Origin of the sequence: Peribacillus sp. NPDC097224 (assembly GCF_044761985.1) — a bacterium.
Lineage (GTDB): Bacteria > Bacillota > Bacilli > Bacillales > DSM-1321 > Peribacillus.
This window is the reverse complement of the sequence record NZ_JBIWDK010000003.1, coordinates 340,319-360,945: the sequence shown is the minus strand read 5'-3', so window position 1 is coordinate 360,945 and position 20,627 is coordinate 340,319. Positions and strand designations below refer to the sequence as shown.

General features: G+C 39.3%; 20 protein-coding genes. 7 read left to right on the top strand and 13 right to left on the bottom strand.

The window, feature by feature from the left end; genetic code table 11:
• Positions 1–203 precede the first annotated feature (203 nt).
• The 4 genes from ACIQXR_RS08460 to ACIQXR_RS08445 all read left to right on the top strand — a co-directional run bounded on the left by ACIQXR_RS08460 (position 204) and on the right by ACIQXR_RS08445 (position 2,976).
• Positions 204–782 carry a CYTH domain-containing protein gene (locus ACIQXR_RS08460; protein WP_402867800.1) on the top strand — a complete coding sequence of 193 codons (579 nt, stop codon included), beginning with the start codon at positions 204–206 and terminating at the stop codon, positions 780–782.
• A 24-nt stretch (positions 783–806) separates the two neighbouring features.
• Entirely contained in the window at positions 807–1,469 is a 663-nt protein-coding gene (locus ACIQXR_RS08455) for a lytic transglycosylase domain-containing protein (RefSeq protein ID WP_402868537.1), read from the top strand.
• Between the two features lie 209 nt (positions 1,470–1,678).
• Positions 1,679–2,083: a globin domain-containing protein gene (locus ACIQXR_RS08450; RefSeq protein ID WP_402867799.1), complete on the top strand. Its 405-nt coding sequence runs from the start codon at positions 1,679–1,681 to the stop codon at positions 2,081–2,083.
• Positions 2,080–2,976: a ClpXP adapter SpxH family protein gene (locus ACIQXR_RS08445; protein ID WP_402867798.1), complete on the top strand. Its 897-nt coding sequence runs from the start codon at positions 2,080–2,082 to the stop codon at positions 2,974–2,976. The genes ACIQXR_RS08450 and ACIQXR_RS08445 overlap by 4 nt, the downstream gene beginning before the upstream one ends.
• Before the next feature lie 1,308 nt (positions 2,977–4,284).
• Here the strand turns inward: ACIQXR_RS08445 and pepF are convergent.
• The 6 genes from pepF to ACIQXR_RS08415 form a co-directional block, all read right to left on the bottom strand.
• The gene (gene pepF / locus ACIQXR_RS08440) at positions 4,285–6,102 is read right to left on the bottom strand and encodes an oligoendopeptidase F (protein WP_402867797.1); all 1,818 of its coding nucleotides are present in this window, start codon (positions 6,100–6,102) and stop codon (positions 4,285–4,287) included.
• 185 nt (positions 6,103–6,287) lie between these two features.
• Positions 6,288–7,499: a competence protein CoiA gene (locus ACIQXR_RS08435; RefSeq protein ID WP_402867796.1), complete on the bottom strand. Its 1,212-nt coding sequence runs from the start codon at positions 7,497–7,499 to the stop codon at positions 6,288–6,290.
• A 92-nt stretch (positions 7,500–7,591) separates the two neighbouring features.
• Complete coding sequence (gene cls / locus ACIQXR_RS08430) at positions 7,592–9,097, bottom strand: cardiolipin synthase (RefSeq protein ID WP_402867795.1); 1,506 nt, start codon at positions 9,095–9,097, stop codon at positions 7,592–7,594.
• A gap of 110 nt (positions 9,098–9,207) precedes the next feature.
• Entirely contained in the window at positions 9,208–9,876 is a 669-nt protein-coding gene (gene mecA / locus ACIQXR_RS08425) for an adaptor protein MecA (protein WP_402867794.1), read from the bottom strand.
• 427 nt (positions 9,877–10,303) lie between these two features.
• The gene (gene spxA / locus ACIQXR_RS08420; RefSeq protein ID WP_402867793.1) at positions 10,304–10,699 is read right to left on the bottom strand and encodes a transcriptional regulator SpxA; all 396 of its coding nucleotides are present in this window, start codon (positions 10,697–10,699) and stop codon (positions 10,304–10,306) included.
• Between the two features lie 563 nt (positions 10,700–11,262).
• On the bottom strand, positions 11,263–11,829 hold the full coding sequence (locus ACIQXR_RS08415; protein WP_402867792.1) for a GNAT family N-acetyltransferase: 567 nt from the start codon (positions 11,827–11,829) through the stop codon (positions 11,263–11,265).
• 93 nt (positions 11,830–11,922) lie between these two features.
• On the opposite strand from ACIQXR_RS08415, the gene ACIQXR_RS08410 reads away from it, so the two are divergent.
• Entirely contained in the window at positions 11,923–12,114 is a 192-nt protein-coding gene (locus ACIQXR_RS08410) for a hypothetical protein (RefSeq protein WP_402867791.1), read from the top strand.
• 51 nt (positions 12,115–12,165) lie between these two features.
• Here the strand turns inward: ACIQXR_RS08410 and ACIQXR_RS08405 are convergent, their stop codons facing one another.
• Positions 12,166–13,344, bottom strand: coding sequence for a putative glycoside hydrolase (locus ACIQXR_RS08405; RefSeq protein ID WP_402867790.1), 1,179 nt, complete (start codon positions 13,342–13,344; stop codon positions 12,166–12,168).
• Positions 13,345–13,797: 453 nt separating this feature from the next.
• Here ACIQXR_RS08405 and trpS point away from each other — a divergent pair, with 453 nt between their 5' ends.
• Positions 13,798–14,784, top strand: a complete 987-nt coding sequence (trpS, locus tag ACIQXR_RS08400) for a tryptophan--tRNA ligase (RefSeq protein ID WP_402867789.1) — start codon at positions 13,798–13,800, stop codon at positions 14,782–14,784.
• Between the two features lie 42 nt (positions 14,785–14,826).
• Here the strand turns inward: trpS and ACIQXR_RS08395 are convergent, their stop codons facing one another.
• The 4 genes from ACIQXR_RS08395 to ACIQXR_RS08380 form a co-directional block, all read right to left on the bottom strand.
• Positions 14,827–15,582 carry a YjbA family protein gene (locus tag ACIQXR_RS08395; RefSeq protein WP_402867788.1) on the bottom strand — a complete coding sequence of 252 codons (756 nt, stop codon included), beginning with the start codon at positions 15,580–15,582 and terminating at the stop codon, positions 14,827–14,829.
• Positions 15,583–15,690: 108 nt separating this feature from the next.
• Positions 15,691–16,458: a DUF2268 domain-containing putative Zn-dependent protease gene (locus ACIQXR_RS08390; RefSeq protein ID WP_403079813.1), complete on the bottom strand. Its 768-nt coding sequence runs from the start codon at positions 16,456–16,458 to the stop codon at positions 15,691–15,693.
• Positions 16,459–16,593: 135 nt separating this feature from the next.
• The gene (fabF, locus tag ACIQXR_RS08385; RefSeq protein ID WP_402867786.1) at positions 16,594–17,832 is read right to left on the bottom strand and encodes a beta-ketoacyl-ACP synthase II; all 1,239 of its coding nucleotides are present in this window, start codon (positions 17,830–17,832) and stop codon (positions 16,594–16,596) included.
• A 40-nt stretch (positions 17,833–17,872) separates the two neighbouring features.
• Positions 17,873–18,808: a beta-ketoacyl-ACP synthase III gene (locus ACIQXR_RS08380; protein ID WP_402867785.1), complete on the bottom strand. Its 936-nt coding sequence runs from the start codon at positions 18,806–18,808 to the stop codon at positions 17,873–17,875.
• 196 nt (positions 18,809–19,004) lie between these two features.
• Between ACIQXR_RS08380 and ACIQXR_RS08375 the strand changes: the two genes are divergently transcribed.
• A complete protein-coding gene (locus ACIQXR_RS08375) occupies positions 19,005–19,238 on the top strand; it encodes a hypothetical protein (RefSeq protein WP_402867784.1) in 234 nt (77 codons plus the stop codon).
• 39 nt (positions 19,239–19,277) lie between these two features.
• On the opposite strand, the gene ACIQXR_RS08370 is transcribed toward ACIQXR_RS08375, so the two are convergent.
• A complete protein-coding gene (locus tag ACIQXR_RS08370) occupies positions 19,278–19,460 on the bottom strand; it encodes a ComZ family protein (RefSeq protein ID WP_402867783.1) in 183 nt (60 codons plus the stop codon).
• Between the two features lie 290 nt (positions 19,461–19,750).
• Positions 19,751–20,593 carry a hypothetical protein gene (locus ACIQXR_RS08365; protein ID WP_402867782.1) on the bottom strand — a complete coding sequence of 281 codons (843 nt, stop codon included), beginning with the start codon at positions 20,591–20,593 and terminating at the stop codon, positions 19,751–19,753.
• Between the last annotated feature and the right edge of the window lie 34 nt (positions 20,594–20,627).

Below are 20,627 nucleotides of genomic sequence, written 5' to 3'. Positions count from 1 at the left end.
GATATGTATAGTGAAAAATATGTATAATTTTGATGTTGCTGTATACTGAACTAATTTATATGCTCAATGTTTATATTTTATCATATTCGGCAATTGATTCCTAAATATTCAAGTATGATAATGAAAAAATATTCATTCGATTTGACAGCTCGAATGGTTCTTATATGATTAAACTAAAATAACAGCTTGGAGAGGGATAAATCATGGATCAACATATCGAAATTGAATTTAAGAATCTTTTGAATGAAAAAGAATTCAAACAGCTTTTGGACCATTTTCAAGTACATTCATCAACCTTCAAAACTCAGCAAAATCACTATTTTGATACAGCGAAATTTCAGTTGAAAGGTCAGAACTCAGCCCTCCGTATACGGGAGAAAAATGGCCAGTACGAGTTAACCTTGAAGCAACCCGCAAGCGAGGGTCTATTGGAAACCAATCAAGCGATCACGAAGGATATCGCAAATTCCTTCTTAAAAGAAGGAATTTTCCCTGAAGGCCCTGTTCATGACCTGATTATAGAAAACAATCTAATTCCAGAGGATTTCACATGTTTTGGCACTTTACAAACGGACCGTTCAGAATTCCCATTCCAGGGAGGTTTGCTTGTTTTAGATCATAGCTCATATTTGGGACATGAAGATTACGAGCTCGAATATGAAGTGACGGATCGGGCCGATGGGCAAAAAAAGTTTTTTAAACTTTTAGAATCACTTCAAATTCCGGTACGGAAAACCGAAAATAAAGTAAAGAGATTCTATCGGGCGAAATTCAGTGATTAAATCCGACCAAAAATAGATATGGAGGTGGTACATTTGAAAGTTCAGGACTTTAGGACATTGATGGATTTGCAAGCCATACAACAATTCTCGACAGGCACTATCACGAATACATCCTCGTCGCGATCAATGTTTCAGGAAATGCTGACGGGACTCATGTCAAGCGATACTTTGGAAAACACATCGCAATCATTGGGGTCCCTTCTGTCTAACGTAGAAACTGAGGCAAAGTCCATCCTTCAATCCAACACGATACATTCACTCAACAACCCGTTGACAACCGCTCTCCCAGAAAAAAAGACAAGCGAGACGGTCACGAACTTTGATGATATGATCAGCGAGGCCGCGACTCTATATAACCTTCCGGAAAAATTGATTAGGTCAGTGATTAAACAGGAATCCAATTTTAACCCATCAGCGACAAGCTACGCTGGGGCAGCAGGGCTCATGCAATTGATGCCTGCGACCGCAAGAAGTCTGGGAGTAGAAGACATAACCGATCCCAAGCAAAATATCATGGGTGGGAGTAAATACTTAAGCCAGATGCTCTCCCGTTATAACGGGGATGTCCAAATGGCCCTTGCAGCCTATAATGCCGGACCGGGTAACGTCGATAAATACAACGGCATACCGCCTTTTTCCGAAACTCAAAATTATGTTCAGAAAGTGTTCAATAACTTTATGAGCTGAAATCATTAGCCGACCCTTCTTCTGGGTCGGCTATTTTTATCGTTGATATCTTTTCGAAAACAGCTTGAACAACTGCAAAATTCCCCTCCTCCATTTGTGAAAAAACATTATGGGGAAGTATTATTGAAGCTAGATATTTGTTATATGAGTAAGCGATTGTTAAAATATGATTAAATATCAAACATCTTTCTTTTAAAGGAGTAATCAACATGACGAAAGAGAACCCTACACCATATGAATTAATTGGAGAGGGACAATTACACAAGTTAATTGATGCATTTTACTCCAACGTTAGTCAACATCCGGAACTGAAACCGATTTTTCCTGACGATTTATCAGAGACAGTCCGTAAACAAAAACAATTCATGACGCAATATTTAGGGGGGCCTTCCTTATACACCTCGGAACACGGTCACCCTATGTTGCGGGCTCGACATATACCTTTTGAAATTACACCAGATCGTGCAAAAGCATGGCTTTCCTGCATGTATCACGCTATGGACGAAATTGGTCTTGAAGGTGAAATTCGCGAATTTTTCTACCATCGCCTCTATTTGACAGCACAGCATATGATCAATACATCCGGTATAGACGGGAAAGGAGAAGACAGTTGAGCACACAAAAACCAGTTTTCAATATTTCCGATTGGATAAAAACACAACATTGTTATGATGTAGGAAAGAAACCATTAGAAATCTATGTTTTTGTTGATCCACTTTGCCCTGAATGCTGGGGCCTTGAACCAATCATAAGAAAATTGCAGGTGGAATATGGCCAGTTATTCAGCCTACGTCATGTTTTAAGTGGAAAGATTAATTCACTAAATATCGGCAATCATAAAAACTTTGAAAACATCGCCCAAGTTTGGGAAAAGACAGCCAGCCGTTCTGGAATGTCTTGTGATGGAAGCTTATGGACCGAAAATCCCATTTCCTCTCCCTACGCTGCATCCATAGCCATTAAAGCGGCCGAATTACAGGGTAGAAAACTAGCCATTCGTTTCTTAAGGCAGCTTCAAGAATACGTTTTCATTGGAAAAAAGGATATTTCCAATATCAAGGTACTGACCGAATGTGCTCAAAGCGTAGGGTTGGATGTAGAAGAATTTCTTCATGACATAAACTCCTCCAGTGCATCCAAAGGCTTTCAATGTGACTTGAAAATCACAAGTGAAATGGAGGTCACTGAAATTCCTTCACTCGTATTCTTCAATCAAAATATTGAGGAAGAAGGAATTAAGGTTTCTGGGGTATATTCCTATGAGGTATACGTTCAGATATTGAGGGACATCTTAAATGGTCTCCCAGACCCAGCTGAGCCACCTTCTCTTGAGGAGTTTATACGTTGTTTTAAACTAGTTGCCACCAAAGAAATTGAAACGGTCTATAATATGAGTAAAAGTACCGTGGAGCTGGAAATGAAAAAGCTCGTTTTAAAACAAGTGGCAGAAAAAATACCTGCTAAGTACGGAACATTTTGGAGGTACACCGAAAAGCCGACGAAATGACGGTCTTATCGAACGCCCCCTCTCATCTACACAAAAAGCCCGGCAAATTGGGGAATTTGCCGGGCTTTGTCTTTTTATTCATATATTTGAACAAAAGGGGATGGGAAATTTACACGATCAAACAAAGGGGTATAAGTTTAGATGTGATTCACTTCATTTAGTACTATAACAGATTTCCCATCATTTCATCAACTGATTTGTGTATAAGTTCACAATATGTTCACTTTTTCTTTTATGAATTCGGAAGAAATAGCTTCTTCCTCCATTTAAATACAAGAAAACCGGTGAATTGGGGAATTCACCGGTTTTCTGTATATTTATACGAACAAAGGGGATGGAGAAATTTCACGATCAAACAAAGGGGTATAAGTTTGGTGTGATTACTTCATGTTAGTAATATAGCAGATAGCTAGACCATATTTCAATCACTTTGTGCATAATTTCACATTTTGTTCACTTTTTTTCCGTTGGTCTTTCATCCACCATTTTCCAAATTACCGAATGAAGTTATCCAACAACAAGAAAACCCGGTAAATTGGGGAATTTACCGGGTTTTCTTATCTATTAATACGAACAATAGGGGATGGGAGAAATCTTCACGATCAAACAAAGGGGTATAAGTTTAGATGTGAATTACTTCATGTCAGTAATATACCAGGTGAGCGACCCACTTTCAACTACTTTGTGTCTTATTTCACAAATTGTTCACAAGTGAATAATTCAAATTTTTCGAGAATGAATCTCGTTTCATTCTATAGCCAAGTTCATTTTCTTTTATTTTTCCTTACTCACTTTTCTAGAGTTTGATAAATAGATAAAAGCCCGGCAAATCGCGAAATTTGCCGGGCTTTTATCTATTTATACGAATAAGGGGATGGGAGAAATTTCACGAATCAACAAAGGGGTATAAGTTGGATGTGATAACTTCTATATCTGTACTATATCAGATTTCATCTAAACAGTGCAAGTAGATTGTGCTTCATTTCACATTATTGTCATATTCTCCGAATAACCTCTTTCTTCAAAACATATTATTTAAAGAAAGTGTACCGACATCTTTCCATTCCATTTAGCGGAGGTGCTAGTTTTGAGAAGTACGATTTTACTTATCCTCCTGATCAGCTCCTTATTCATCCAACTACTTGGAATCATGCAGCTCATTCCTTTGTATGTCACTTCCCCCATCTTGTTTTTTGTTTTTTTCATTATTCTTCATAGCTTCAATCAGAGAAATCGATTTAAAGGTCTATAGCAACATACATAAAAGAGCCAACCGACTTTTCTTTAGGCGGTTGGCTCTTTTGCCATTTATTTTGTTAAAAGCTGTTCCAATTCATTTAACTTTTCTTCGAATACGTTCAACGCTTCTTGTACAGGCTCAGCCTTCGTCATGTCGACGCCCGCCTTTTTTAATACCTCAATCGGATAATCTGAACTTCCTGATTTCAAGAATTCCAAATATCGTTTGACAGCTGGTTCTCCTTCTGTGAGAATCTGTTTACTTAGAGCAGTAGCTGCACTAATTCCTGTCGCATATTGATAAACATAGTAATTATAGTAGAAGTGTGGAATACGTGCCCATTCAAGACCGATTTCCTCATCAATCACTACATTCTCTCCAAAATATTTCTTGTTAAGTTCATAATATTCCTTTGTCAACATATCAGCGGTTAACGCTTCCCCATTCTGTGCCTTTTTATGGATGGTATGTTCGAACTCGGCAAACATCGTTTGACGGAACAGTGTACCACGGAAGCCTTCTAAGTAATGATTTAATAAATAGATACGTTTCTTTTCATCATCTATCGTATTCAGCAAGTAATCGTTCAACAGGTTTTCGTTACAAGTAGAAGCAACCTCCGCTACAAAAATCGAATAATTCCCATAAGGATACGGTTGGTGTTTACGGGTATAGTAGCTATGAACCGAATGACCAAATTCATGAACAAGGGTGAATAGGTTATTCACGTTATTCTGCCAATTCATTAAAATATACGGATTGGTTCCATATGTTCCAGAGGAATAGGCCCCGCTTCTTTTCCCTACATTCTCTTGTACATCCACCCAGCGATTCTCAAACCCTTCCTTTAAGACATTTATATAGTCTTCTCCAAGTGGGGCAAGTCCTTTAAGTACATATTCCTTCGCCTCATCATACGTCACTTCCATCTTCACTTCTTTTACGAGCGGAGCGAATAAATCATACATATGAAGCTCGTCTAACTCGAGAACCTTTTTGCGTAAGTCGAGATAACGATGTAACAATGGCAAATTTTCATTGACCGTTTGAACGAGGTTATCGTATACACTTTCTGGAATATTATTATTACTTAATGCCGCCTGGCGCGCGGATTCATATTTACGTACTGTTGCGTTGAAGTTATGATTCTTCACTTCACCTGATAAGGTAGAAGCAAATGTATTACGGAACTCTCCATACTTGCTGTATATGCCTTTAAATGCGTCTTGACGGACACGGCGGTCTTCGCTCTCAAGGAAACGAATATACCTTCCATGAGTGATTTCCACTTCATTGCCCTCTTCATCTTTAATAACGGGGAACTTCAAATCCGCATTATTCAACATGCTGAAGATATTGCCGGAATTATCGAGTACTTCGGAGGCCTGAGCCAGTAATGACTCCTGTTCTGCATTTAAAATATGCGGTCTCTGTAGGTTGATTTCCTCCAAAGAATGTTTATATAACTTTAGTTCTTCTTTTTCCTCCAAAAATTCCTGGACTTTGTTTTCATCAATGCTTAACAGTTCTGGAACGATATATGAGAAGGCTGCGGCAGCCTGAGCATACAGTGCCTTCGCCCTGTCTTCCATTCCTTGATAAAAGGGATTCGTTGTATCCTGGTCGTTACGCATATGTGAATACGCATACACTTTACCCATCTTTTCAAATACTTCATCTTGGAATTGAAGTGCCGCAAATAGCTTTTCAGCGCTTTCACCCAATGTTCCTTTATATGCTTCCGCTTTCAACAGCTGTTCTTTTACATCTTTGAAGGCTGCTTCCCAATCTTCCTCCGTCGCATATATATCCTCAAGTCTCCATGTATCTTCAGCCGGAATCTCACTTCTTGAAGGTAATGTGTTCACTTTAGTTTCCTGTGTCATAATAAATTCCTCTCCATTCTAATAAAACTTACCCTTATTACCCTTATCTTTACCAGGGCATGTACGACTTATTTACTTCCTGAGCCATTTGCATTTCCCATGCAAAACGATACTTCTCTTACTCCATACTATTCTGCGTTCACCATCATAATCCTGCTACAACCCAGTCAAAAGGAATAGAGTGGTTATAACTCATTATAATGGATATATGCCTTTTCTATCATAAACTTGCTCTTTTGATAGAAAATTCTTTCTAAAGCCTCACTTTGATCACTTGTAATCGGCACAGTAAACGGAGTGGTAACCGTAAAGATTCCTTCTTTCCACTCTTTTAAATATCCCAGCTTTTCTAATAAATGAATATACTTTCTTACAGGGTTTCCCACATCTTTCTCTTTGATAAGAGGTAAAGGGCGCTGCCTGATATTCCCCAGCTTGATTCGTCTATTGAAATGACCGAGCACTTCATTCATTTCAATTTTTTCCCCGATTTTTTTCTTTTGAAACACATCCATGTATAGCCAAGCTTGCCATTCGATTGCCGGTGTCTCGATTAGGTGCATGCCCTGAATTGGAACACCGATTTCTATGGGAATCGTTGCAGGAGAAAGGTGATGGGTATAGAGGCCATAAAAGAAAGGATCACTCCTTTTTGCTGTTCTTACCCGGTGGAGGCACCAGCTTTTCCGTTTCTTTCTCCAAGCCATCAAAAAAGGAAAGGCATCACAATATCGAGGTGTCATTTGATTGGGGGATAAAAGATTTAAAGGGGCTGTGGTCAGTTCTGCCAAAACGCTTCTTTTTGAGAAAGGGGCCATGTTTTTCAATGCGGATAGTTGATGAGATTCAGGACAATACATCCACAGAAATGGATGCTGATACGTACCACTGACAAATAGCCACTGAAAGGCAGATAGACTGAATTCATATTTACTCTTTCGTTTCAATTGCTTGGCGCCCATGATCCAAATGGGTATGACTTTCACACTTTGATAGGCTCTTGTCCGTTCATGGAAGTCAGCCTCGGAAATGATGGAGCACTGGAATTCTATCGCGTAGCGCTGATCATCGATTGTCAGCAATATATCCGTCCTTCTCTTGATTGCCGGAATATAGGCTTCTAACTTCGCATGAAACTTATGTGATACCAACCATTGATACAGGTTTCTTTTTCCCATTAAATGATAAGTGGATTCAGGTTCCGATGAAGCATGACACGAAGTATTATTCTTGTGGGCAAAATGAGGGATTTTTATCATTCCGGCTTTGATCATCACTTCTGTTTTACAGCAGGGACAGAAATATCCTGTTGATGCCTTCATTGCCAGGAGCTGGTTTCCCGTCAGTTTTTCAGGAAGGGTGATCCATGTCCCATCCTCTTTCATTGCACTAAGCATATTTCTCCTCCCCTCCTACTATATCCATTCTCCCTTGGCCTGGAAAATTCCTTTAAAATAAAAAAAAATGCCGTGATGGCATAAATGGATCATCATAGGAGCGGTGACAATAGTCTGCAAGTGGATTCCAAAACTTTCAGACCAAAGTTGCGATTGGAAAATACTTTCAACTGTATCTCCTGTGATACCTTTAGATCCTTCAAATAATCATCTACTAGCGTCTGTGTACTCTCTGTACGGTAAAGGAAGGCATTGACTTCGAAATTCAAATGAAAGCTCCTCATATCGATATTAGCGCTGCCAATTGAAGCCAATTCGTTATCCACTATGACAATCTTGCTATGCATGAAGCCCTCATTATATTGAAATATCCTGACCCCTGCTTCCAAGAGCTCAGAAAAGTATGTTCTTGAAGCATGGAATACAATCCACTTATCTGGGTTCCTCGGGACCAGTATTCGCACATCCAATCCACTCAGGCCCGCCACCTTCAATGCCTGAAAAATATCCTCATCAGGGACGAAATAGGGAGATGCAATCCAGATGGACTTTTCCGCCGAATTTATCATGCTGAAAAAAAGGTTCTTAATAACCGTCCATTCACAATCAGGACCACCGGCTATCATTTGTACGCCACCAAGGTCCTGCAAAACTGGCTGACTTGTACCAATATAGGCATCCGACAAATAGCTTTGGTTTGTACTATAGTACCAATCCTGTGAAAAGATGAGCTGTAGCGTTCGGACCGCTTCACCTTCTACCAAAAGGTGAGTATCACGCCAAGACCCGTAATTCACATTTAGCCCCAAATATTCATCGCCAATATTAAGGCCACCGATAAAACCAATGGTCCCATCGACAATAATCATTTTTCGATGATTCCGAAAATTGAACGTACTATTTATGAAAGGAAGATGGATGGGTCCAAAGGGAACAATCTCTACGCCTGAATCCCTCATTTCATCAATATAAGGGCGGGCCAGGGACCAACATCCCACCGCATCATATAAAAAGCGTACCCGCACCCCTTCTTTTGCCTTTTGGATCAAGATATCCTTCAAAGTGCAACCACTGTCATCATCCCGTACAATATAATATTCCAAATGAATATGGTGTTTAGCTTTCCTCAGTTGCTTCAGGATACTAGCATACGTCTCTTTTCCATTTGTTAGTATTCGGGTTTTCGATGCAAACGAAATGGAACTGTTTCCAAGCTTTTCAGCGAGGGAAAATAACCTTCGATGACGCAACTTCACTCCCCGTTTTTCCCAGGTATCTACTTCCGTGCCGCGTTTAAGGAACTCATGCTTATCCAAAAAATACTTCCTACGAAACTTTCTCTCTTTTCGAAAATTCCCGCCAAACAACAAATAAAAGATGAACCCGATAACAGGAAAAGCCCCAAATGCAATGATCCATGTGATCGTTTGAATGGGATGACGATTTTCGATGAAAATATTAAATCCAATGATCACCAAAGAAAGGGCCAACAACAGACTTAGATACCCCCTAACCCCCACTTCTTCCAGTAGGAGATACCATGGGCTACCTAACATGAGTACAAGTACTAGAAAACTTAAACCAACCTTCCCGTTCATTTATGACTACCTCCAATTACAAAACGCAGGTGCACGTAAAAGCTTCTGTTGAGGTGCATGACTTATCAAGGGTAAAAAAAACCGATTTCTAAGAAATCGGCCTAAAAATATTATGCGAAATATTTATCTACTGTGGAGAGTACATCATTTTCTATGACTACTTTTCCGTATTCATCAAGCATGTGTACCGTTATTGGGGATTCCTCGCTGTATTCCAACAATAGACTTAAGACATTATCAATTTCTTCCTCGTCAATTTCAGCTTCGGAAAATTCAATATATAGATAATATTTATTTTGATAAGCATAAAGCTTCGTTGTCCAGGTATCCAAACCAGAACGCTTGCTTAAAGAAATGACATCTTCAAAATCCTCGAATATTGTGATGAATTCAATCATCCCATCTTCAAATGTCATGGTGCTCTCTTCATCTTTACCTTCAAAGTGTTGATCAAGAAGCGTATCTACTTTGTCTGTTACACTTAACTCTTTTAACTTATCATCCGATAGAGGCAACTCAAGTTTCTGACCATCTTTGGCAAGTTGGGCTTTTGTGACCAAGACTTCCAAGCCTTTTTCCAATGCTTGAACTTGAATCCATAACGGACCTTCAATCATGAATTCCTCTTCCTGATGCACTTCATCCATCATTTCCCAAAAAAGTTCTTCACTTCTCTCACGGCTATACCAAATTTCTTCCCGGTCGAAGCCTCTTTCCTCGATATCTATATAGGATATATAAAATTTTACTGTATCATCATTAATACGTTCGATTTCCATGATTCCCCTCTCCCTTCCTTTCTCATTTTGAAGGGATAATAACCCCCAAGCGAAAATTGCTCTTAAAAGCTCTTTACCCAAAAGTTCATACTGTAAATCATGCTACATTAAAACAGACTATTTTACCTCATTTTATGACAAAACCTTGAAGAAGGGAAATAAAAAACATCAATATCATAAAAACAATTGTTTGCCTAATATTCCATTCATTTTATAAAAAAAATCGTTCATATGCAACTTTCACGCAGACGGTGCCGTATTTCATTCATATTCTATATTGTATACAGTTAATGGTTATTTACATGCTTTATTTATCCAATCCCGCCCTGACCATTGTCACAAGAGCCTTGTCGCCCCAAGAAAAAGATATATGTATAAACAAAAAGCTCTGCACTATTCTCAGCAGAGCTTGGAAAACACTTATTCATTAATTTACCATACGTTGTGCTTCTAGCAATTGGAACGTACGTACTTTCCGTGGTAAGAAACGACGAATCTCATCTTCGTTATACCCAACTTGAAGACGCTTCTCATCAAGGATAATCGGGCGTCTTAGCAAACCAGGGTTTTCTTTAATCAATTTATATAACTCTTGTAGAGGCAAGCTCTCTAAGTTAACATTTAACTTTTGAAACGTTTTTGATCTGGTTGAGATGATTTCATCCGTACCATCTTCCGTCATACGTAGAATTTCTTTGATTTCCTCTATTGAAAGAGGTTCCGAGAAAATATTTCTTTCTGTATAACCAATCTCATGTTCCTCTAACCATGCTTTTGCTTTTCTGCATGACGTACAACTTGGGGATGTATATAATGTTACCATGTTTACCCACACTCCCTAAATATAGAATCGGTGATCTATGAGGGGAAATCTATTATCATTCACAACTACGATTCTAATTTGAAATAATTTTAAATAAGCATTTCTTTTAATTAATTATACACTAATTCATTTAAAATGAATACCCTTTTTCAAAATTGAAACTATCCTTTATAACTTCCTATTTCATCTGTACTATAGGCACTTCGTTTTTTTATGTAATACATTACAACGCTATTTTCTAATTGAAAATATGCACCTATTATTCTCATTTAAGTTGCAAATTGCCCCTCATTTTCCCTTTATTTTTTTCATGTGCTCATTACTTTTTATTTACCCCCTTTTTTTAGCTATAAACTAGTGATTATCATTTATAATTTCTTTAAGTATCCTTTAATTCCTTCTTCCTTCTTAAAAACCCTCCTTTTGACTGCTTAAATCAATTAAATTAAATGCATGCTCCATACAAATCATCATTTACAGGGACGGAAAATAAATATGCATTCCGCACCACGATATAAAAGAGCCGACGAATTTAGTCGGCTCCTGTGTCATTTCATATCTTTTTAAACCCTATCACTTTCCACTTCTGTTTCTATATTCAATACTTCGTCTACTGATTGATACGATTTTCCATATAGATGCTTATCTTTATGCGTATGAATTTCAGAGTAAATCTTTTTCATATAATTGAATACATCTTCTTCTTTAACAGCATCATGTGCCGGCCAATAAAGGATTTCCATCGGCGTATCTTCTTCAGTAGCCAACGATTTTCTATTATAGGCGATAGAAGAAGCATGTAAAAAGCCTTCTCTTTGATAAAATCTTAATCGTTTTGACGTGTCCACGTCATTTTCCTGCACTGGCTCGACTTCAAGGAAAATGGTCTTTTGTTTTTCTTGCAATTGATGAATCAATTTCTTTCCAAGGCCTTGACCCCGGGCATTTTTGCCGACGAATAAATAATCGACGAAAATAAATTCCTTTCCTTCCACATATAGTAGAACATGGTCAGGCCCTTCATCCTTTTTATAGATGTCTTGTTTATCCTTCAATAAAATTTCTATATGTTCTTTTGACTTCATTTCTTCAATTGGAAAATATTGATTTAGTTTATCATACCAATTCACGATTTCATCTCCTCTTCAAATTTTATCTTTCCACGCTTTTGCTTATCGTTTACAATAGACTGTAAATAAATTGAAATTATTGAGGGGGTATCCATGCTTACTTACCTTGTTGACTTAATTTTAGTTGCTGTCTGCGTAATTGGGATCACAGCCATAAATGGTGTCCTGACGAATGCCATTGGGGAAAAGTGGTTTGGTGGTAAAACTCATTCCCACATTTTCAATCAATCGAAACGAATTCAGTCGGGATGGAATCAAGTCGGCGGGAAGAAACATAAGCGATGATTCTTCGGGAGTCCAGATGACCGCTTGTGTACATATCGGTCATCTGATGGTTTATGGGGTGTAGTCTACCCCTTTTGTATAGCGGTTTGCAGCATTCCATAATAGGTATTCATCAATTCCGTTATCATTTAACGCTTTAATTTGGGCTTCCACTTGTTCCTTACCATACTTTTGATAATTCCCCTCACCCAAGTATGAAGCAGTGAAGTCCTGAATCCACGGTCTAGAGGTAGGCGGCGTTTCTAGTTCCTTCAATTTCTTGTTCTCCAATTTTGCATATTCCCGAACAAGTTCATACGGTTTTAAATCCGGCTTTTCGATTCCGAAATAGGATGTCCAGTGACTTGGATAAATCATCGAAGAGATGACATCTACATTTTCAGAAATCTTGGAGAAATTTTGCCCAATACCAGGAGCTTCAGGTAATGTAGCGGCATAGCCGAAAATATCGACTGATACTTCCACACCATATGGCTCTAATTGTTTTTTTGCGTAGGCCACAAAGTCGGTTACGGCCTGTACCCGTTTTTCAGTATGGGTCTTATTGCCTTTTTCATACTCTCCCATATCATATTTTAGGTCATCCTCTTTATTCTCGAACCCTTCAGGAAAACGGACATAGTCGAATTGAATTTCTTTGAATCCCATCTTCGCAGCTTCTATGGCAATCCCCACGTTATAATCCCATACCTCTTTCAGGAATGGATTCACGAAAGATTCACCACGTCCATTCTTCCAGACCTTATCGCCATCTTTAAACGACCATTGTGGTTTTTCCTTTGCAAGAAGGGTATCCTTGAAAACGACGACACGGGCAATCGGATAAATCTTCTTATCCTCAAGCTTTTTTAACATGTCCACCGGTTTCCTTATGTAATCCTTTCCAATATTCGAATAAGGGGAATCCTTGTCTTCCGGTTTATAGGTAACATTCCCCCTGTCATCCTTAATATCGATGACCATTGCATTCAAATCGGTTTCGTCCACATATTGTATGAGTTCATTTAACTTGTTTCCACCAGCTACATGCCCTGTAACATAAAGCCCTCGTACTGCATCAGGATAATCAAACTTCAATCCAGAATCATATACGAATCTAGGGGCCAACTTTGGTAGTTCTTTCTGCTCAAGCGCCACAGTTCTTGCTTGTTCCAAATCCTCAGCATGGACCGGTTGCTGAACCAAAAACAAACACATTCCTGCCACTATACATTTACTTAACGATTTCACATCTTCACCTCATTCGCCCTTCAAATCTACAACAGACTCTTTTGTTTAATACCACAACAGCAAAACTTTATTCCTATAAAATAAACTTTTTTTAAAAAAATGGTGTGTAACAATCTCCTATATCATTATCCTACCCTAAAATCGATTCCCCATTGATGGTTAAAAATCAATAAGTTACGAATCCTTCTTTTTTTACCCCATCGTATATATTAGTTGTAATAAGGGCATGCTGTTTGGATTACATTTCTTAAGAATAAATGCTAAAATACAGGTATAGTGGAAAATTCGTATCTCTAGGTAGACATTCCCTGGCGAGTACTGCCTTGCAAGACATAAATGAGCTCTCTTACACTTGCTGTACAGGAAGTGGATTACTTCCCTATTTATCCTTACAATAATGAAGAGCGAATATCCAATTAGTTAATTAAACGTATTTAGAGGAGTGACTAGCAGTTGAAAAGGATTTTCTCTGGCATTCAGCCATCTGGTTCTGTTACATTAGGAAATTATATCGGAGCAATGAAGCAATTTGTTAACTTACAGGATGAATATGACTGTTTCTTTTGTATCGTTGACCAACATGCAATTACAGTTCCGCAGGATCGACTTAAATTAAGAAAAAACATTAAAACACTCGCTGCCTTATATTTGGCAATCGGCATTGACCCTGAAAAGAATACGATCTTCATTCAATCAGAGGTTCCCGCGCATGCCCAGGCAGGCTGGATTTTGCAAAGCATCGCTTATATTGGCGAACTTGAGAGAATGACCCAATTTAAAGATAAATCAGCCGGCAAGGAAGGCGTTTCTTCTGCACTTCTTACCTACCCGCCACTGATGGCTGCAGATATTCTCCTGTACAATACAGATGTTGTTCCTGTTGGGGAAGATCAAAGACAACATTTGGAATTAACGCGAGATTTAGCTGAGCGATTCAATAATAGGTACAACGATATCTTTAAAATACCAGAAATCAGCCTTCCAAAGGCAGGAGCGCGAATAATGTCGCTTCAAGAACCGACTAAGAAAATGAGTAAATCCGACCCTAATAAAAAAGCTACGATTGCTCTACTTGACGATCCTAAACAAATCGAGAAAAACATTAAGAGTGCAGTAACTGATTCTGAAGGCATCGTTCGTTATGATAAAGAAAATAAAGCGGGCGTATCGAACTTAATGTCCATCTACTCCATCTTCAGTGGAAAAACATACGCTGAAATTGAAGAGATGTATGCAGGAAAAGGATATGGCGACTTTAAAGGTGATTTAGCTCAAGTGGTACTAGGAGAGATTCTACCCATTCAAGAGCGTTACTATAGCTTGATCGATTCCCCTGAACTTGATGAAATTTTAGATCGTGGGGCAGAGAAGGCAAATATCGAAGCCAATAAGATGATTAGAAAAATGTACAACGGCATGGGACTTGGAAGAAAAAGATAATGGAAAAAGACGATCCGCAACGGATCGTCTTTTTTTGTGAACCTATAATATGGATGGACTATCGCCGGCTTCTACTTGCCAAAGTTTTTCGAAAAAGGGTTGCCCTTTCACTAAATTTTCACATAGCTGAAGGTGTTTTTCAGACCAACCTGTTTTCATTTCCTCATATAACTCAAGCCACGCTATCTGAAAGTCCATATCCTGAATGCTCTCATATTTCTCAGGAGCCCATTCAGTATACCAGTATCGAATTTCAGCCGTATTCTTTGCTGTGAATAACTGATCCATGGCCATGAAAAGGAGCTGTTTCAATTGCCTTTCTTTTCTTGTCAATCCATTCATAAATAAGGGCGATGGAGACAGAATATGATATTCTTTCTCGCTTTCAGGATTTTCCGTAAAAGTATAATCCATCTCTTCGTGATTTTCGATCATGTCATAAACAATTTGTTCCTGCCGAGGAATAATTCTGCTTTTCCGGATGGGAATATGGTAGCCTATTGTATCCACAGCAAGTATTCCATGTCCATCGGTCACGACAAAACAGTAGTCAAGCTGAATGCGTTCATGATTTTTCCTTGCATATGCTTTTTGGTAGACATCGTTCAGTAATGCCTTCGGTAATTCAGATAGGTCATTTTCTATGTAGTGAAACAAAGTTGTTGAAACTTTCATCAGAGGAACTTGATCTAGCAGTTCAATGCCATCATCCTTCCTCCATTCATGAAAATGACAAATATTATAACCATTTTCCTCTCCTTCAAACCAGTTAACCCATACATCATGAAGATATAACATTATCCATCCCTCACTTAAACAAATTTCTGTTTGTCAATCAGTATAGGCAGGAACCATACAATTTATTCCTATTTCAGAAAACAGATTTTGAAATAAAACACGTATAAATTAACTCTTTTCTGTTATGAATTCTTCAGATTGGATAGCAAAGGATTTTTTGACGGAGAAATTTTTGAATTGTTTCACTAAATGAAAACCACTGCAATACCCCAACATCTCCGGATACCCTTTTTTTCCCAGAAGAAGGGCATCATGTAGCGGATCCGTGCGTTTCTTGTTCAGGTTTTCTACTAGATAGCTGTCCCAAAAATGCTGGAGCTTTTCTTCTGAATATAATTGTGTCCATTTTGCCAGGTATTTCGTTCCTAAATACTTACCGACTGTCCTCTCGGCGAGTCCTTCCATGATCATTGTATCGAGTAGGGTATAGTTTTCTTCCGCCTTTTTTAAATGGTGCAAACGGCAGACGTGATGGTATTCGTGAATCAGCACTGCTTCCATCTCTTTTTCGGTTATATCGATATCGTAAAAAAGAAATAATTTATCTTTAAAGGCCAATCCTGATTTACTCTCATTCGGTTGCTTCCTTCCAGAGACTACGAGAGGAAAGATATAAATGGGGATATCGGGTCCCCCCCATAATTTCTTATAAGTTGTAAATAAACTTTGTGTTTTGACCCATACATTTTTTTGTTTCAGTTCATCAAAGGTTTTTTTCGTTTTTGGATTGGGCAGGTACATTCCATGGTTTTGTAAATGGCGGTAGATCATGTCTTCTTTAACCTGTTCATAGAATTCCCCTTTCAACTTCTCCATCATCTTAACCGGATGGTCAAAATCCTTTTCCATCCACTCATTAGTTGAAATAACTCCCATCCGTTTCGCCCCCACTACTTCATCCTCTTTTATTGTATGTTCCAAAAATGCTTAGTGATACATCATTCCCATTACTTATTCCCAACATAAAAAGAGCAAATCCCAAGATTTGCTCTTCCTCTTCATTACTCTTGATTATTGATATTTCTTGAATAGGATAGTGGCGTTATGACCGCCAAATCCTAATGAATTACTGATAGCTGCCTTAATTTCACATTCCCTTGCTTGATTTGGCACATAGTCCAAGTCACACTCAGGATCCGGTGTTTCTATATTGATGGTAGGGGGCAAGATGCTATCCCTGATTGCTTGAATCGTAAAGATGGCCTCTATACCACCTGCTGCACCCAGCATATGGCCTGTCATTGATTTGGTAGAGCTTAATGCTAGTTTAGAAGCATGCTCCCCAAATACTTCTTTGACCGCCATCGTTTCATATTTATCATTGTAAGGTGTGCTTGTACCATGGGCATTAACATATTGGATGTCTTCCGGTGTTAACCCTGCATCTTCAATCGCAATTTTCATTGCCCTTGCCCCACCTTCTCCACCAGGCGCTGGAGCCGTAATATGAAAAGCATCTCCGGTCGTTCCGTATCCAGCTATTTCAGCATAAATATACGCTCCGCGGTTTAACGCATGTTCTAACTCCTCAAGAATGATCACACCTGCTCCTTCCCCGATGACAAATCCATCACGGTTAGCATCAAATGGGCGGCTCGCCGTATTAGGATCTGGATTGGTGGATAGAGCTGTGTTCGCACAGAATCCTGCAACTGCCATTTTTGTAATCGGCGCTTCTGCACCACCAGTAATCATGGCATCGGCATCTCCACGCTGAATGGCCTTAAATGCATCACCGATGGAATTCGTTCCCGTTGCACAAGCCGTCACGGTGCAAGAGTTGATCCCTTTAGCGCCCAGTAAAATGGATACCTGGCCCGCTGCCATATCTGGTATCATCATGGGTACGAAAAATGGACTAACCCGCTTATAGCCCCTGTTCAAGAAATTTTCGTGCTGGGTTTCAAGTGTCTCAAGCCCACCGATTCCAGAACCGATCCAGACCCCTACCCGCGTTGCATTTTCGTCCGTTATTTCTAATTTACTGTCATTTAAAGCCATGACTGAAGCGGCAATCGCATAATGCGTAAAACGATCCATTTTGCGTGCTTCTTTACGATTAATATATGTTTCGATATCAAAGTCCTTTATTTCTGCAGCCACTTTAGCAGGAAAATCATCAGCATTAAGACGAGTTAATGGCCCAATCCCTGATTTCCCCTCAATTATATTCTTCCATCCAGTTTCTGCATCATTTCCAACTGGAGAAATAGCTCCAATCCCTGTTACAACAACACGACGATTCGTCATTACAATGGCTCCTTCCTTTACTCAAATATTTCTTTTATTTTCATTTTCCCCATCTAAGGGCAATAGCTCCCCACGTGAGTCCTCCACCAAAACCAACCATGACGAGCAAGTCATCTTCTTTGATTCTACCTGCTTCCATTTCTTCCACAAGAGCAATTGGTATGGAAGCTGATGAAGTATTCCCATATTTATGAACGGTCTTTGTCATTTTTTCAACGGGTAGGCCCAAACGTTCTCTTGAAGCCTCCATAATTCGAATATTGGCTTGATGTGGGATTAGTAAATCCACATCCTCTTTGGTCAATCCTGCTTTATCCAATACATTCAGGCTGGATTCTCCCATTTGACGGACAGCAAATTTAAATACTTCTCGTCCATTCATCGTGATGAATTCCCCATCTTGGAATAGATGCTTAGCACCAGATCCATCTGCACCTAATTCAAAAGAAAGAATTCCCCTGCCTTCTGATACAGGTCCCACGACAGCAGCCCCAGCTCCATCCCCAAAAAGGACAGCGGTATTGCGATCATCCCAGTTAGTGATCTTGGATAGTTTCTCAACCCCAACAATCAATACATGCTTGTAAGCACCTGTCTTAATAAATTGCTGCGCCGTAATCATAGCATACATGAAGCCAGCACATGCTGCACTAACATCCATTGCAGCTGCTTTCTTCGCACCCAACATTTCCTGGATCATACAAGCGATGGAAGGAAAAGGCCGATCGGGTGTAACAGTTGCGACAAGGATTAAATCTATATCCTCAGCTGAAATGCCTGCATTATCTAAAGCAGCTTTTGCTGCGCCATAAGCCATATCGGAAGTTTCTGTTTCATCATTGGCTATTCTTCTTTGTTCGATACCTGTCCGAGTACGAATCCACTCGTCCGACGTATCCATGACTTTCTCTAAGTCCGCATTTGTGACGATTTTCTCGGGTAAGTAACGACCAAGCCCTAATATACCAGCATTCATTTCAGCCAACCCCTTATATTTTAATGAGTTATTATTATCATCTATTATTACCTGGTACTAATTTTATAGAAAAATACGCTTTCTTGCAAGAGCTATCAGTTTGAAAGTCTAATTAATCTGCATCTTAAGTCGGACAAGGGCCTAATCCAAGGACGCAAGCGTGCATACATTATAGTAAAAGAAGGGAGGAATCACAATGGATATTTTTAATCGCAACAATCGAAGGAACCAGGACGATCCCTTTTCCAAAATGATGTTTGGCACGCGTAACAACGAGCCCGAAGAAGAACCGGAGAAAGAAGAGACCCAGATTGATTATATGCAATTGATGGCAAGCGTAGAGACATTAGTGGGTTTGTACGATCAATTTAAGCCTACCATCCAGAAAGTGAACCCCATCATTTCAAAGATGCTGAAAAAAGAAGAATAAACAGAAGGCTGCCCGATTATCCGGACAGCCTTCTCTTACTTAACGTTGGGCATCTTGTTTGCCAAGGTCATAAGCTTCTTGCATCACTTTCTTAAATAAATCCATGAATGGCTCTGCCATGTCCATTGAAAATGGAATCCCGCTTGCCTCTAACTTTGCTTTTGCTTCCGGGAAGTACTTCATAGCAATCCCCATAAATTCAAGGGTTTTATCTGAACTCATTTTTTTGCCTCCTTACCATACTTGGTCATTTTGAATGCTCCATTAGTATCCTTTGATGACACTTGGAACATGATTCTACAAATGGGTATCCCATAAACCAAAAATCAGGTTCATTCTTATCATAATTCCCCAAAGTCCATTCGTAAAGCCGAAACTTGCCTGAATGAATATTTCATGCTATATGCCATCTTGAAAGTACAGAACAATTCCCAGGTACTAAGGTATGAGTTCCCCCTTCACTTTATGACTTTCTTGATTAATTCCACACATTGGGCACTCCTGGATAATGTTTAGTCCTTCTTATCGCGCATCCTCCACTTTGTAAGGAGGTTTAACCGTTTATTCTGCTCGATTTGCAAGGAGATGCCTTCCTCTGGACTCGTTTTATTAGGCACTTCATATACGGTTCCTTTCGTTGCCTTGATTGGAGATTGTGGGGGAAGTGAGTCGATCACCTCTTGTTTAAAAATGAGCTTGGCACATGTATTCCAGTGGTCGTCAATGCTGCTTTTGAGGTGAAGGCTTCTATCAGTGGAAGAAAGGAGCTGTTCAAGACCCTCGATGAAATCGGCTATAAAAAGCGCATCCTCCCTGTATTCTGAAGCGAGTGTAGCTTGGATAGTTGATTGCTCTAGTTGGCTGATACCCGCTTCAAATCCCATGGTTGCTGGTTGCCAAGGACCATATATCGTCGGTAAATATACTGTTTTGACTGAATCGAAGCCTTCACAAGCGTTTAATACAGTCTGAAATCCTTCCGTATCAGCATCGATTGGAAGGAGCACCACAATTTTCAGGCTATTGCCATGACCGTTTTTCTTGCATTTTTCAAGAAAAGAAACAATATCATTTATATGAAGAGCCTTTAAAGCCGTTTTACCTCTTCTACTATCATAAAAAGATAATAGAATGGTGAATGGCTCGGAAACATCCAATAACCGAAGTTTATTAATTGGCAGATAAGTAAAGTTGGCGTTACGCCCTATTTCTAGCTCCTTTTCTTCTATAATATATTGATTGGTCTTTGTATCCTCCCAATCAATTCCGATTACCTCTTCCCCCTGCCCCAACAAATATTGTGTCACATGAAAACCTACAAATTGATAAGCCCCAACAACAATATATGTCCCCATAAATACAGCCTCCCCTTATGCAATGGCTCGCTTA